Annotated in this window: 17 protein-coding genes; 8 read left to right on the plus strand and 9 right to left on the minus strand. The window is 58.8% G+C overall.

The window, feature by feature from the left end; translation table 11 throughout:
* Positions 1-43 precede the first annotated feature (43 nt).
* Both NA78x_RS03790 and NA78x_RS03795 read left to right on the plus strand, forming a co-directional pair.
* Positions 44-2,389 carry a hypothetical protein gene (locus tag NA78x_RS03790; RefSeq protein WP_425617089.1) on the plus strand — a complete coding sequence of 782 codons (2,346 nt, stop codon included), beginning with the start codon at positions 44-46 and terminating at the stop codon, positions 2,387-2,389.
* Positions 2,390-2,404: 15 nt separating this feature from the next.
* Positions 2,405-2,872, plus strand: coding sequence for a hypothetical protein (locus tag NA78x_RS03795; RefSeq protein WP_425617090.1), 468 nt, complete (start codon positions 2,405-2,407; stop codon positions 2,870-2,872).
* Between the two features lie 237 nt (positions 2,873-3,109).
* Here NA78x_RS03795 and NA78x_RS03800 read toward each other — a convergent pair whose 3' ends face one another.
* The 3 genes from NA78x_RS03800 to NA78x_RS03810 all read right to left on the minus strand — a co-directional run bounded on the left by NA78x_RS03800 (position 3,110) and on the right by NA78x_RS03810 (position 4,116).
* A complete protein-coding gene (locus NA78x_RS03800; RefSeq protein WP_425617091.1) occupies positions 3,110-3,355 on the minus strand; it encodes a BON domain-containing protein in 246 nt (81 codons plus the stop codon).
* A 49-nt stretch (positions 3,356-3,404) separates the two neighbouring features.
* A complete protein-coding gene (locus tag NA78x_RS03805; protein ID WP_145100368.1) occupies positions 3,405-3,743 on the minus strand; it encodes a P-II family nitrogen regulator in 339 nt (112 codons plus the stop codon).
* Between the two features lie 235 nt (positions 3,744-3,978).
* Positions 3,979-4,116 carry a hypothetical protein gene (locus NA78x_RS03810; protein WP_425617092.1) on the minus strand — a complete coding sequence of 46 codons (138 nt, stop codon included), beginning with the start codon at positions 4,114-4,116 and terminating at the stop codon, positions 3,979-3,981.
* 109 nt (positions 4,117-4,225) lie between these two features.
* Between NA78x_RS03810 and NA78x_RS03815 the strand changes: the two genes are divergently transcribed.
* A complete protein-coding gene (locus NA78x_RS03815) occupies positions 4,226-5,062 on the plus strand; it encodes a sugar phosphate isomerase/epimerase family protein (RefSeq protein ID WP_425617093.1) in 837 nt (278 codons plus the stop codon).
* Between the two features lie 18 nt (positions 5,063-5,080).
* Here NA78x_RS03815 and NA78x_RS03820 read toward each other — a convergent pair whose 3' ends face one another.
* Positions 5,081-5,668, minus strand: a complete 588-nt coding sequence (locus tag NA78x_RS03820; protein WP_425617094.1) for an isochorismatase family protein — start codon at positions 5,666-5,668, stop codon at positions 5,081-5,083.
* Positions 5,669-5,768: 100 nt separating this feature from the next.
* Here NA78x_RS03820 and xylB point away from each other — a divergent pair, with 100 nt between their 5' ends.
* Positions 5,769-7,283 (plus strand): xylulokinase, encoded by a 1,515-nt coding sequence (xylB, locus tag NA78x_RS03825; protein WP_425617095.1) that lies wholly within the window; start codon positions 5,769-5,771, stop codon positions 7,281-7,283.
* Positions 7,284-7,289: 6 nt separating this feature from the next.
* On the opposite strand, the gene NA78x_RS03830 is transcribed toward xylB, so the two are convergent.
* A complete protein-coding gene (locus tag NA78x_RS03830; protein WP_425617096.1) occupies positions 7,290-7,997 on the minus strand; it encodes a hypothetical protein in 708 nt (235 codons plus the stop codon).
* A 276-nt stretch (positions 7,998-8,273) separates the two neighbouring features.
* Between NA78x_RS03830 and NA78x_RS03835 the strand changes: the two genes are divergently transcribed.
* Positions 8,274-8,573, plus strand: coding sequence for a hypothetical protein (locus tag NA78x_RS03835; RefSeq protein ID WP_425617097.1), 300 nt, complete (start codon positions 8,274-8,276; stop codon positions 8,571-8,573).
* 75 nt (positions 8,574-8,648) lie between these two features.
* Here NA78x_RS03835 and NA78x_RS03840 read toward each other — a convergent pair whose 3' ends face one another.
* The 4 genes from NA78x_RS03840 to NA78x_RS03855 form a co-directional block, all read right to left on the minus strand.
* A complete protein-coding gene (locus NA78x_RS03840; protein ID WP_425617098.1) occupies positions 8,649-10,346 on the minus strand; it encodes a hypothetical protein in 1,698 nt (565 codons plus the stop codon).
* Between the two features lie 102 nt (positions 10,347-10,448).
* Entirely contained in the window at positions 10,449-11,366 is a 918-nt protein-coding gene (locus NA78x_RS03845; RefSeq protein ID WP_425617099.1) for an amidohydrolase family protein, read from the minus strand.
* A 156-nt stretch (positions 11,367-11,522) separates the two neighbouring features.
* The gene (locus NA78x_RS03850) at positions 11,523-11,993 is read right to left on the minus strand and encodes a hypothetical protein (RefSeq protein WP_425617100.1); all 471 of its coding nucleotides are present in this window, start codon (positions 11,991-11,993) and stop codon (positions 11,523-11,525) included.
* Between the two features lie 181 nt (positions 11,994-12,174).
* Positions 12,175-12,702, minus strand: coding sequence for a hypothetical protein (locus NA78x_RS03855; protein ID WP_425617101.1), 528 nt, complete (start codon positions 12,700-12,702; stop codon positions 12,175-12,177).
* 246 nt (positions 12,703-12,948) lie between these two features.
* Here NA78x_RS03855 and NA78x_RS03860 point away from each other — a divergent pair, with 246 nt between their 5' ends.
* The 3 genes from NA78x_RS03860 (at position 12,949) to NA78x_RS03870 (ending at position 14,387) form a co-directional block, all read left to right on the plus strand.
* Complete coding sequence (locus NA78x_RS03860; protein WP_425617102.1) at positions 12,949-13,500, plus strand: RNA polymerase sigma factor; 552 nt, start codon at positions 12,949-12,951, stop codon at positions 13,498-13,500.
* 141 nt (positions 13,501-13,641) lie between these two features.
* Complete coding sequence (locus NA78x_RS03865) at positions 13,642-13,986, plus strand: hypothetical protein (RefSeq protein ID WP_425617103.1); 345 nt, start codon at positions 13,642-13,644, stop codon at positions 13,984-13,986.
* Positions 13,983-14,387: a hypothetical protein gene (locus tag NA78x_RS03870; protein WP_425617104.1), complete on the plus strand. Its 405-nt coding sequence runs from the start codon at positions 13,983-13,985 to the stop codon at positions 14,385-14,387. Before NA78x_RS03865 ends, NA78x_RS03870 begins: the two co-directional genes overlap by 4 nt.
* Positions 14,388-14,413: the final 26 nt, after the last annotated feature.

Consider the following 14,413-nt stretch of genomic DNA (forward strand, 5'->3'; position numbering starts at 1 on the left):
CTTGTCGTACCCTCTTCAGAGCCGCCGCAGCCGAGCCTAACGCATGTCGCTTGAACTTCGTCGCCGGATTTTCGACCAACTCGATTCCCTGGTGATCGTCGATCCCCATACGCATATCAATCCGCTCGATCCGGCGTCGCACACGCTGGCCGATATCCTCGGTTACCACTATTACACCGAGCTGGCCCACTCGGCCGGCTTGCCTCAGGCGGCCATCGAAGACCCGTCGCTGTCCCCCAAAGACAAGGTCGGCCTGCTGATCGACAACCTGGGTTCGATCAGCAATACGATTCAGTGGAGCTGGTTTGTCGAGATGGCCCAAAAGCTGTTCGGCTTTCAGGGGAACAGCATCGACTCGAGCAACTGGAGCCAGCTGTACGACGATGCCGAGCAGAAGATGTCGTACAGCGATTGGCCCGAGAGCGTGCTGAAGACCAGCAAGCTGTCGGCCGTGTTTCTGACCAACGAATTCGACGACCCGCTCGAAGGGTTCGATACCAATACCTACATTCCCTGCCTGCGGACCGACGACCTCGTCTTTCACCTGGCCAAGGGGACGGTTCGCGATCGACTGGAGCGGTTCTCGGGCATTCGCACCAGTTCGCCCGAAGCACTGCGGCAAGCCATCGGCACGCTGTTCGACCACTTCATTACGAAGGGGGCTCGGGCCTGCGCCATCTCGTTGCCGCCGGACTTTGCTCCGCAGAAAATCTCGAGCGGGCGAGCCGCTTCGGCCCTGGAAGCGATTGAGCAGTCGGGCGTCGATTGTGCCGACTCGCACAAGAAGGCGATTGCCAACTTCGTGTTTTGGACGTTGTGTGAATACTGTGCCGACTACGGCCTGCCGTTCGACCTGATGATTGGCGTGAACCGCGCCGTGTATCCGGCCGGTGTGCATCAAGGTCGCGACTTGTACGATAGCCGCGTTTCGCTGCATCAATACAAGGACGTTTTCAACGCGTTCCCGGGCGTGAAGTTTCCGCTGTCGGTGCTCGCGAGTGTGACGAATCAGGAATTGACCAGCTACGCCTGGATCTTCCCGAACGTGATCACCAGCGGACATTGGTGGTACTCGAACACGCCGACGTTCATCGAGCACGACCTGGGTGCGCGCCTGGAAGCCGTGCCGCGGACCAAGCAGATTGGCTACTACAGCGACATGTACAAGCTGGAGTTCGCGCTGCCGAAGTTTGCGATGTACAAGCGATGCCTGGCCAAGGTGCTGGCCGAGAAGTTTGTGCAGGATCGTGGCTGGAGCGAAGAACAAGCGGTGGACCTGGGCACCCAAGTGCTGCAAGGGAATACCGAAGCGATCTTCCCCGCCGTGCCAATGGACAAAGTCGTCATGCGGCGGGCCGAGATGGAAGCGTCGCTGACGGCCGCTTCGATGGCCGCACCCGTCGCGATGGCTGGTGGCTTTCCCGAAGAGGGAGACACGTTCGATTCGGTGGCCGGTCCCAAGCTGGGCGACTTCCCGTCTTCGGGCGGCATGGGTTTGCCGATCGGCGGCGCCGCTGCAGGTTCGCTCGCTTCGTTGGCCACAGCCCCGCTGCATGCGGGCAGCTTTGAAGAGCGGATCGAGCCGACGATCGATATGGACCAGGCCGAAACAGAACACTCGGCGATTCACTCCGGCTCAATGTCGCCGGAAGTACACTTGCCCCTGCCGCACTTCGTGCCGACGCAGCCTCAGACCGAAGACGACCAGATTGCCCTGGACGAAGAACTGTCGCTCGACCCGCAATGGAAGCTCGATCTGGCTCCGGAAGAGAATGAAGTGCCCATCGTGCATACGGGTGACCCCGCTCACGATGACCCGACCCAACACGAGCCGCTGTCGCTCGGCGATGAGCCTTTGGCGGTGGGCGACGAGGTGCAACTTGAATCGTCGTGGGACGCAGAGCCCGTAGTGGCCGGCGAAGTTGTCGAAGAAGAGTTGCTGCTCGAACACTTGGACGAAGTTCCGCTCGACGATGTTCCACTAGAGGAGGTTCCACTGGAGGAAGCCTCGCTGGTGGAAGAGCCGATGCAGATCTCGCTCGAAGAACCAGCAGCAGCGGAGCCCGTCGCCGCCGACGAGGAAATCGTCGAGGCGAGCGAGTTCACCGCCCGCGAGACGGTTGTATTCGATCCCACCAAGATGTGGGGCAAGCAAGGCGACGAACCAGCGGAGGAGCCGGCTGACGAAGCCATGGACGAGATCGTGCTCGACGAGCATGTGTCGCTTCACGAAGCTCCGACGATGAAGGCCGCTCAGGCTGACGACTTTGACGACATGCTCGAAGCGCTCGACCTGGAAGTGGAATCGCCCGCCGAGACCAAGCCGCCAGAGACCGATGATCCGCCGAAGGCCGACCCCCAAAACCCGTGGGACTTTTTGAAGAAGTAGCGGGAGAGGGGAGCGATGTCAGCGGACGATTCAATTCCCTCGATCTCGCCGAGCATCATCGAACTCGTGCCCGAAAGCGTGGCACGAGAATGCTGCGTGCTACCCGCCGCAGCAGACAAGGCTTCGATCACGCTTTATTGCCCAGACGAACCGGGCTTTGCGGCTGCCAACTTCGAGAAGCTGCGCTTCATCCTGAAGATGCAGGTTCAGTTCATTCCCGCTGAGCGGCAGGCAATCCTACAGGCAATCGATCGACACTACTCGCAGTGCGACTACATCGATGGCTGTGAGTTGGCGTTTCGCTTTCGCTGCCCGCGTACCTGGGAATCGCTTTCGCTGACCAAGGACGAAGCGATTCGTCATTGCCCGGAATGCGAGCAGTTGGTTTACCTCTGCGAGAGTCTCGAACAAGCAGAAGCGTTGGGTGCTCAGCGGAAGTGCATCGCGTATGGAGGTTGGCTGGGCGATGTGCAGATTGACTAACCTGAGGCAAGAAAAACAAAAGGCGGCTGTTGAGGCCGCCCTTCGTTTACTCCGGTATCAGAACCAATCCAACTCTTGATCGGGCCACTCCATGCCCAAAGGTCGTTCCACGCGTCATTGCATGCGACCGACCGGAGTTATCATTCGGCAAACTGTAAACGCTGCGAGTTCGGATTGCGAGCCCCTATCGTGTGGGGCTCGGGAAAACTAAACGCTGCTAGCGATTACAGCAATGAACTAGCTGATGGAAACTTCGACGGCGTCGATCAATTGCCGGGCACCTTGTGCCTGGCACGATTGAATCGCCAGCTGCTTCTCGTAGAACCAGCGAACATTGCCACGCAGCGTCACGAGTCCTTCGTGCACGTCCACAGCCAGACGCCGCAAAGCCTGATGATGGCTTTGAGCGAGGTGAGAGATGATCCGTAATTGCAGGCTACGATCGGAATCGAGCAGCACGGAATCGGAGCACGAAGAAACCATGACGAAGGGCATCCTTACGCGGAACTATCAGGACGAGTAAACAGGATTATTAAAGGGCCGTACCGCCGGTTTCACCGGTGCGGATGCGGATGGCTTCTTTGATTTCCGAAACGAAGATCTTGCCGTCGCCAATTTGGCCGGTCTGAGCGGTCTTCACGATCGAGCTGATGGCCTTGTCGGCCGACTCAGAAGGAACGACCAATTCAATCTTGAGCTTGGGAATGAAGTCGATCTTGTACTCAGCTCCGCGGTACGTTTCTTTCTGCCCCTTTTGGCGGCCGAAACCGCGTACTTCCGTGACCGTCAGGCCGTGAAAACCAGCCGTGACCAGGGCATTCTTGATTTCATCCAAGCGGTGATGCCGAACAATCGCCTCAATCTTCACCATCATGTGCGTGTAGCTCCCAAGCAAGATTACAATCCGCCGGGAAAACAAGTTCTCTCCGGCCGCCTTCCGATGAACCCCCTGTTTAGCAACCTGTATGCCAGCTGCAAGTCCCCGTCGCGGCACGCCGCACCTAAACCCTTGCACCACAAGCAGCAACGAAAATTCGGCAGATCCGCGCCAACCCGCAACAGCCAGCTTTGCCCAATTGGGTGGCACAAGGTCTGAGCTAGTGTGCCTAGAAACGTGGCAGCGGGAATTGCAGATTGAAGATGGCAGATTGCCTATTCAGAACGATCGGCACGACAGCAGATTTCAGCAGCGTTGCCAGCACTGCCATGCTTTCATTTTGCAATTTGCCATCTTCAATCTGCAATCTCGTTCTCTTCCTTTACAGCCTCGCTGACTTTCTTCATACTTGCCCTTCGCCCCCAGAAAACCTCTTCGCCCACGCGGTCCACCGCGCATCAAAACGAGCTTCGGACATGCGCGGATTGGAACTTCACGGCCGAGAACTTTCTCGACTCGCCGTGAGCGAAATCACGACGTTCCGCTGGTCGTTCGAAGAAGACATCGAGCACTATCAGGCAGCCGGCATTACCGCCCTGGGCATCTGGCGACAAAAGCTGACGGACTTTGGTGCCGACCGCGGTGTCGAGTTGTTGCTACATCGCGGCCTGCGCGCCAGCAGCCTGCAATGGGCCGGCGGCTTCACCGGCAGCGAAGGTGGTACCCACGATGAGAGCATCGACGACGCTTGCGAGGCCATCAAACTGGCTCATGCCCTGGGTGCCCCGAGCTTGATCCTGCACAGCGGCTCGCGGGGTATCCACACTCACAAGCACGCCCGCCGCTTGCTGCGCACGGCCATCGATCAACTGCTGCCGCTCGCTGAGGCGTTGCAGGTCTGTCTGGCCCTCGAACCAATGCCGCGAGAAGTGGGCACCGACTGGACCTTTCTGCACGACTGGAACGAAACGCTCGGCCTGATCAAAGACGTCAACAGCGATTACCTGCGGGCCGTTCTCGATTTGTACTACTGGGGACAAGACGAGCAGACACTGGCTCGCATTCCCGAACTCGCCCCCAAGCTCACACTGGTGCAACTGGCCGATGCCCGCCAGGCTCCGCAACTCGAGCCCAATCGCACACCACTCGGCGAAGGTGTGCTCCCGCTTCATGCCATCACCGAGCAACTGAACGCCGCCGGTTACCACGGCTTCTATGAAGTCGAACTGATGGGCGAAGAGATCGAGGCCACCGACAACCACGACCTCCTTCGCCGCTCGCAGCAGTTCTTCGACCGCCTGCCTACTGAGTAGCAATGGCCAAGGGTCAGCCTACGGCCCGACTTCCTTCACCAACGCACTGATCACCTTGAACTGTGGATTCGCAGCCGTTTCGCACCATTCAAACAGAGCCGCTTCAGTGGTGGTGAGCGTAGCGCCGCTGGCATCCAGGCGGCGAATGGCGATTTCGGCATCGAGCGTGGCGCGCGAGCCGATGGCATCGACGGCGACGTAAGTGCGAAAGCCTTCGCTGAGGAGATCGAGCACCGTTTGCTGTACGCAGACGTGCGCTTCGATGCCGCACACCAGCACCTTGTAGATGCCCGCATCTCGCCAGCGATAAAAGATCTCGGCGCATTCGCGCGAGCTGAATATCTTCTTCGCGGGCATGGGTCCAATGCGCTCGGCAAGGACCGAAGTCGTCGGGCCGAGCCCTTGCGGATACTGCTCGGTTCCGGCGACCGGCACGCCGAGCAGCTTTGCGCCGTCAATGAGCCGGCGGCAATTCCAAGTCACTCGCTCGTGGCCAGCGATGAGCTTGAGGAGCTTTTCCTGCATGTCGACGACGAGCAGGCCGGTATCGCCGACGTTCATCAGTTCCAGGCTGCGCTGCAGCGGCAAATCTTGTGGTTCGTTCATCTGCTCGAAGATAGCAGGCCAGTTCTGGCTGTTGAAGCCGCAGCGAGCTACAATCCCGCCTGATTTCCAGCCTCGAATTCAGCGACGGACGATTCCTCTCATGAGTCATTTTCTCGGCATCGATATCGGCACCTCGGGCACCAAGACACTCGTCGTGAGCGCAGACGGCAAGATCCTCGCCGAAGCCTCGCAGGGTTACCCTCTCTCAATGCCCAAGCCCCTGTGGAGCGAACAGAATCCGGAAGACTGGTGGCAAGCGACAATCGCCACCGTGCGAGCAGCCGTGAAGAAGGCCAAGCTGAAGCCCGCCGATATCAAAGCGATCGGGCTCTCGGGGCAAATGCACGGCAGCGTGTTCCTCGATAAGAATCACAAGGTGGTTCGTCCGGCGCTGCTGTGGAACGATCAGCGCACGGCTGCCGAATGCGCAGAAATCGAACAGCGAGCCGGCGGCCGCAAGAAACTGATTCAGCTTGTCGCCAATCCAGCTCTCACCGGCTTCACTGCGCCGAAGATTCTCTGGCTGCGAAATCACGAGCCGAAGAACTTCGCCAAGACCGTGAAAGTGTTGCTCCCCAAGGACGACATTCGTCGCCGCTTGACGGGCGAGTATGCGACCGAAGTCAGCGATGCCAGCGGCATGTTGCTGCTCGATGTTGCCAAGCGAAACTGGAGCACCAAGCTGCTCGAAAAGCTCGAACTCGATGCTTCATTGCTCGGCAAGGTTTACGAGTCGGAAGAAGTGACCGGGAAGCTCACCAGCGAAGCAGCGAAAGAATTGGGCCTGACGACCGATTGCGTGGTGGTTGGCGGTGCCGGTGACTGTGCGGCGAATGCGGTCGGTACGGGCGTCGTCGAAGGTGGTATTCTTTCGAACTCGCTTGGCACCAGCGGGGTGATGTTCGTCCATAGCGATCAGATGCAAGTCGATCCGCAAGGTCGCCTGCATACCTTCTGCCACGCGGTACGAGGCAAGTGGCACATGATGGGAGTCACGCTCTCGGCCGCTGGATCGCTGCAATGGTTCGTCGAGCAGCTGTGCAAAGAGGCCGCCAAGAAGCCTGCCGATTGCTACGACATCATCAACGCCGAAGCGGCCAAGGTCGCCGCTGGCAGCCAGGGGCTCTTCTTCCTGCCGTATCTTTCCGGCGAACGTACCCCACACGCCGATCCCAACGCGCGAGGCTCGTTCATTGGTCTCACGCTCTCGCATGGCCGCGGGCATTTGAGCCGTTCGATCATGGAGGGCGTCGCTTACTCGCTGCGAGACAGCTTGGCGATCCTCGCCGAGATGAAAGTTCCCGTGAAGCAGATTCGTGCCTCGGGCGGCGGCGCCAAGAGCCCGCTGTGGCGACAGATCCAGGCCGATGTCTTTGGTCAGGAAGTGGTCACCATCAACGCCGAGCAAGGTCCTGCTTACGGCGTCGCCCTGCTCGCCGCCGTGGGTGCCGGCGCTTACAAGAACATCCAGGAAGCTTGCGCGGCGAACATCCGCGTCGTCAGCCGCACGCCAGCCGACAAGAAAGCCATTCCCGTCTACGACCGTGGCTTTCCGATCTATCAAAGGCTGTATCAGTCGCTGAAACAGGATTTTGAGGCGATTGCCAAGCTGTAACGCAGGCTATTCGTCGTCGTGCAGATGACGCTTGTCGTAGCCCTGGCGTCGCACTTGCTGAGTCGTGATGAAGTCTTGTAACTGCGAGGCAGTTATCACTTCTTGCGTGCCTAGTGGTGAGGGCACAATCATCGTCGAGTTAATGACTCGTCGCTTGGTGTCATCGGGAGTCAGGATCGTTGCCGTGTGAAGTACGCCCTGCCACTTTGGTCGATCGTCTGAGTGTGTTGAAGAGGAATTGTTGATGCAGACAATCTGATAAGCATCGCTCTGAAAACAGGGTGCGCGAGTCGTATAGGGCTGTAGTAGCGCTGCTCCCGCGTTAAACATAGGATTGTGTCTCGCCAGGAATTCCTGCGGCGTGATTCCCAAGTCAAACGCGCAAAGGCTGTAGTCAGCAAGGTGCAATTCTGAAGCAACTTCGCTGGGTTCATATCCGAGCATGAGAAAACACTCTGCTGGGCCACCATCGCGATGGAGCTTCGTACTGATCTGTTGATCAAATCGGGCGACTGACTGGTAATGCAGCGACTGTCCGGTTGCAGACTCATGGATCATGGCCATCGCTGCTTTCAACTCGACCATCAGCCTGCGAAAGCCCGTTGAGTTCAGATTCTTACCCAGGTTCACCGTTGCGAAACCAGGAACATCAAAGCCAGTGCGGCACGTGCGTTCGTAAAACGCAGTGGCAAGAGACTGCGTAGAGCTCGGCATTCGAAGGCAGACTTGGTCGGCAGTCCAACTCATCATTGGCGAGCTCACGTCTACTTTTGGCGACGAATTGGGGTAACCGACATCGTCTCAACCGCTGGTCCAGGCTGGACATCACCGGCCGTGGAGGCGAAAAATCCGCACAATCAGATTGACACTGGACCGGCGACTCTTAGAATAAGTCGTAGCTGAGACCGAATCTCAAAATCAACTGCAAGCGTCTCAGCACGCTGGAAACTGCTTTAAGCCCTGAACCCGCCCACCTTTCCCACCACTGCTATGCAATCCTCCGAAACGATTCTGAGCGCCATCCCAGCGCAGTCGGATAAGGAACGTCTGATTGTTGTCCTGGTGCAAAAGTCCGAGGGGAGCCGCCTCGAGCTGCGTCAGCAGTCGTACGGCGAAGGGGTGGGCTGGTTTACACAGTCGACTGTCCAACTCGAGCCCGGTCAGGTCGCCCAACTGAAGAACTCGCTGGGGCATGCCACGGCCAATTCGCCGGCCGCTCGCCTGCCCAAGGCGTTCAATCAATTGAAGACCCCAGCCTGGCAGCCTCGCTTGGTCGCCGACTCGGCGTAACCCTGCTGTGTTTGAGTCCAAACACAGTCACCCGAGTTTGCAGCTGTACGCGTCGCGACTTTCACCGTCATCGCTTTACGCCACGATGTCCCGCTTGCGATTCACGTAGTCCCAGATGACGTAGCGGTCGAGATCTTTGCCGGCGGTGAAGAAGACGCGCCCCTTGGTGCTTTCCGCCAGCCGATAGGCAAAGCGAATGTCTTCTTCCGACTGTGACCAACTGGGAATGAGAAACAGGTTGATCGTGATCCCTTCGCGGCTGCAGAGCATCCCCTCGCGCATGGTCGCCGCTTCCGTCAACGGATCCGGCGGATAGAGCAAGTAGAGCCAATCGCCGGTGTAGTGAGCCGTGGGCAGACCATCGGTGATGAGGATGACTTGGCGATTGGGCGTGTCTTGATTGGTGAGGAATTGCCGCGCCATCTGCAGCGAGCGTTGAATGTTCGTGAAGTGGGGCGGAATGCGATGCTCGGCGACGTCATCGCGCGTCATGTCGACCTTCAAGCGAACGACGGGATCGAATAGCGTGACGGGCTTGGGCATCAGTTCGACCACTTTGCCGGGCGGAACTGGCCGCGCGAACGTCGCCATCTCGATGAACTGCAGAAAGTCGCCCGGGTACTCGCGACGAATGAGCCCTTCGAGAGCAAGGCCCATGCGTTTGACGTTCATGTACTGACCGTCGTGCCGCATGCTGCCGCTCATGTCCATGATGACGCAGGTTGCGCATTTGGGCGTGTTGCGGGTCTTGTGGATGACGATGTCTTCCTGCTTCAGTTGAATCGGCAAGCCGCCGCCCGTGCGCAGCAGTGCATTCACAAACGACTGCGGAATATCCATCTGCGTGAGCGAATCGCCGAACTCAAATGGCTTGGTCGTTTGCAGTTCGACCGCCCCTTCGCCTTGTACGGCATTGGGATGACGGCCTGTTTTGCTGTCGAGCAGGTTGCTGAAGATCTTTTCGAGCAGCTTGCCTTGAAACAGGCGATACGCCTTCGGTGTGAGGCGAAAGCCGTCACCATCGCGTTCGAGGCCTTGCCGTTCGGCCATTTCGCGGACCATGTTCTCGACCATCTGCTGCAACTCGGCCAGTTTTTCCATATCGCCCGGCTCGGTGAAGTGCTCGAGTAGATCGAGTTCGATGATGCCGATCTGTGCAGTGGCCTGTGCCTCTTCGAGTTGCTTCAGCAGGCGATCGATCTTCTCCAGCTCTTCTTTGACTTGCAACGCTTCCTCAACCGTCAGAGGCGTTTGACCGGTGAACTGATACTTGGAAGCCAGTTCATCGACCTGGTACTTCTGCCCGAGCAGTTCGATCAGGTTGACCAGCGAGTGGGCGAACTTCGAACGATCGTCGCCGGCCGCGTACCAGAGCATTTCGAGATCGCGGAGCTGTTCTTCCTTCACGGCGCGGCGAAACGATTTCTGCAAAGCTTCGGGCGGATTGATCTTGTCGGCTGACTTGCGAAAATCCTTGCCGGCTCGCTGCTGGACAGTATCGGTCTCGTACTTGGCCAGAATCTTTCGCTTCCGCTCGAGCAGCATTGCCATCAGTGCGTCGAGGCTGGGCCCCAGCCCCGCAATCTGGCTGGGATCGAGTCGCACGGCCCGCGCAAGTTCCTCGTCGGTGAGCCGGCGCATATTGCCGTACTGCAACATGTGCTCAAACGCGGGCGAGACCAGATCCGGCGGCGGCTGCGTGGGACTGGGAAAATTAACCGGATCGAACTTTTGGTAGGTGTGGATGATTCCGCCGGGGCGTTTTGCTGTCATTGCGGCTTCAGTTCATAGATTGCAAAGGAAGAAACCGAGGCGGAGAGTGTTTTGCTATTGTACGGCGCGCAGCTAGTGGGCAAGGCTCGTTACGGGCGACCGCTAGGCATCAAAGCGAAACAGCTTCAGGGCATTTAGGCCAAAGATCTTGTTGGTATCCTCAGCGGTGCGATCAGCAAAGTAACCTCGTGCGCGGGCGAAAGCCCCTTGATAGCTGTCGGGCTTCGGTGAGCCATCGAAACCGCCACCGTAGATCAGCCTGTCACTGCCGTAGGCGTCGAATAGCTGATGGATGACCGGTTGCAAGTCGCGATGCGGATACATGCGCGTCGCCGGCAGCGAGCTGATTTTCATGATGGTATTTTTGTGATCGGCCCATTTCACAACGACTTCGTGCTCTGCCGGCGTGCCTTGCAGCGGGCGACCGAGGTGGTCGATGATCACCGGCACTGTAGAGAATTCTTTGATCAGCGGAGTGAACTGCGGCGCGTAACGAGGTTCGAGATGCAGTTGCACCGCCAGACCCAAATCGCCAGCGAGTTTCCAAAGCTGCTTCAATTCTGGTTTGCCGAACGGAGGCAAGCGCTCAGGTGCGTAAGCATGCACGCGCACCGCAGCGATGGCCATGCGTTTTGCGAGAGTGGGCAACTGAGCCACCGACTGGGGCTGTTCGGCAAACACGAGCGCCGTGGCCTTCAGCCGTTTGCCGCCCACTCCGAGCACGTGTTCCAGGTAGCGGTGGTCATCCTGATAGGGCTCGGGATGCACGATCACCGCGTAGTTGACACCCGCTGCGTCCATCGCCGCCAGCAGATTCTCGGGAGAAGCAACGTCCTCCGGTTTGTACGGGGCGTGCTTGTGATACGGAAATCGTTCGTCCTTCGTTCCCGCAAAACAATGGACGTGCGTATCGACGAGCGGCACTTTCTTCTCTGCCGACAACAGCGGCGAGGCAGCGGTTGCCGCCAGCAACGCAGCGGACGACTGCAGAAACGCACGGCGGGAAGAATCGTGGAGCATCAGCAGTCTCCAGGGCAGAAGTTCCAATGGCGAAGCTCTGCGGCGATTGTATCAGCGCCCTGCTCGCAAGACGAAGTTTGCGGCCAAGAACAAGTCAGGCCCAAGCGATCGTGAGACAGCTTGGGCCTGGGGGAGAGGTTGTTCGAATGAATGCTGTTACTCGGGTTTCTTCTCACCCTTGCCACCAGCACCGCCTGGGCGACGACCAGGGCCACCCTTGGGCATGGCTTCGCGGGCAGCGGCTTTTTCTTCGTCACTCAGTTTGCCGTCGCCGTCCTTGTCGAACTTTTTCATCAGCTCGGCGAAGTTACCGCCACCGGGACCACCTGGGCCGCGCTTGGCTCCTGGACCGCCGGGGCCGCCTGGCCTGCCGCCTCGTTCCTTCATCGCCGCAATGGCAGCGGCTTTTTCCTCTTCGTTCAATTGGCCATCGCCGTCTTTGTCGAAACGCTTCAGCATTTCGGCTCGCATGGCTTCGCCACCAGGGCCACCGGGACCGCGCTTGGCTCCAGGGCGACCACCTTTCCCTTGGGGACCTTTACCCGCTGGGCCTTTGCCTTCTTCGGCCAGCAGGCTCGTTGCCAGCAACGCACAACAGCCGAACATCAACGCAGTCAGAATCTTCATGCCTCTCGCTCCCGTCCAATAGATAAGATTGTCAGCACTACCGCTGTTCCTTCTCATCCAACCCCGCTGGTACCTGCGTGTTTCGAGATTTGCCGCTGGCGCGACAGGCGAAAAAATAAGCCCCGGCAATGGATTCATTACCGAGGCTCGATGGTTTGCGATGCAGACTGCGACCGACAGGTTACTTCTTCTCGGCCTTGTTCTTCTGGCCGAGTTCGGCGCGGGCAGCTGCTTTTTCTTCAGCGCTGAGCTTGCCATCGCCGTCTTTATCGAACCGCTTCAGCAGCAGTTCTTCTCGCTTGTTAAGTTTGGGGGCTGGCGCTTGAGCGGGAGCCTGACCGACGCCGGGCCCCGATTGCGGACCCGCGTTGTTGCCGGGACCAACCAGGTTCGGAACGCCGGGAGTGCGAATGCCGCGCTCTTGCATGGCGCGGGTCGCAGCAATTTGTTCTTGAGCATTCAGCTTGCCGTCGCCATCGCGATCGAATTTCTTCATGATGGTTTCGCGCATCGCAGCGGCGTTGCCCCCTCCACCGTTCGGATTGAAGGGCTGACCAAACTGACCGGGCGGGACAACTTGCCCGGGGTTGTTGGGAGTGGGCGATGGTTGGGGATTCTTGTTGGCCGGTGCTTTGGGATTTTGCGCGGCAGCGGTGGCAGCCAACAGGCAACAGGCGCAGCAGAGGATCAAGCGAGACAGCATTTTCATGATGTGGATCTCCGGTGGACGTACGTCGGCAGTCTTCCTCTATCCTAATCCGAACTTTTCGCCGTGTAAGATTTTCTGAACATTCAACCCGCTGGGAACCGGTTCTGCTGATTTTTCGGCTCGTTTTCGGCCCCAGCTGACGGATATGCTGACGCCTGAACGACATTTTCTGGCTGTACCCGTTACCACCGGTCGTCGGCCAACGTCTATTCAACAGCGGTTTGTTTTTCGGAGGCGAGGCGAAGCTTGAACGATGACGATTTGCTTCGCCGCTGCCAGCAGGGAGACGACCGGGCACTCACGCAGTTGGTGCAGGCCTATCAAGCACGCATTTTCCAGCTCGCGATGCGGGTGCTGAACGACCAAGCCCGGGCCGAGGACGCCACGACCGATGCACTTGCCTCGATCTGGTCTCGCTGCAGCAGTTGGCGAGGTGAAGGTGCCCGAACTTGGATCCAGCGCGTGGCCTGGCGAGTCGTTCTCGACCACCATCGCGCTCGCCGGCGCTGGTGGCGGTTTTGGGAACTCGACGACGATGCCAACCTGACGAGTAATGCGAGCGATGATCCTGCGGAGAAGTTCGCGACGCTCGATCGGCAAACGGATCTCGCCCAGCGAGTGAAAGCGATACTGGCACAACTGCCGGCTGAGGACCGAGCCTTGGTTCACTGGCACTACTTTGAAGAACAGAGTTTGGCAGATATTGCCGAAGTGCTCGGCACGACGCGCGATGCCTTGAAGATGCGACTCAGCCGCTTGCGAACCAAGCTGCGGATGATTTGGAAGGATGAGAAGTGAATGTCGAAAGCGGAGCAAAGTTGCCTGCGCGCATGGGCCTGGTGCGGCGGTTGTTAGGGCGGTCGCTCAGGCAGGGGGCATTCACAAACCGGTGGGGTCTGTGAACAGAGTTTTCCTGGATCAAGCAGTCGATGAGTCGCCATGAACGAAGATGAACAGCTCGATATCAGGTTGCGGTCTGCCTTGGTCGCTAGCGCGCCAGTGACCATGTCCGCGAATCTGGAACCTCGCACCCGTCAGCGGATTCGCGCGCGGGCGCTGCGCCACATGCTGGTTCGCTCGGCAGTTGTGCTCACCGCCATCGCCACCTTGATTGGCGTGCGAAACTGGCCGCCCAGTCGCACGCCAGTCAGTGCCGTCGCCAGTTTGCAGACCGCGGAACTCGAATCGCTGTTTGCACCACCTCCGGTCATCTCCTTAAGTGTGCTCGATCGTCAGCAAGAGTTTGCCCTGCGAGCCCTTCGCCGTTTGGAAGCAAATCCATGATTATTTCACTACTCCTTTCATTGCTCGCTGCCGCACCCGAGGCACCGCGCGAGCCGCCACCGCTGTCGCCCGAGCAACTGGCGCAAGTCCGGGCGCTGGTGCAACGGACACAAGCCGAGCAACAAACACTCAAGGCGGAACTGGCCACCTCGCAAGAGAAGTTGACGCGTTGCTATGCCGAGTACAAGCTCGATGAACCCCAGGTGGAGAAACTGCAGGACGAAATTGTCGACCTGCAAAAGAAGTTGCTCGCTAGCCATCATCGGCTGCAGAAGGAACTGCGAACGATTGTGGGAGCCGAGCGCTTTATGATCCTCAGCCGGCGAATTGAGAACGCCTTGCGCTCGCCGCCACCAGCGACAAACAGCAAATCCAGCGACAAGCCTGAACCGAAACAGTAAGCCCGCCCCATTCTCTCCCGTGAGCC

This window comes from Anatilimnocola aquadivae, from assembly GCF_049819085.1.
GTDB lineage: Bacteria > Planctomycetota > Planctomycetia > Pirellulales > Pirellulaceae > Anatilimnocola.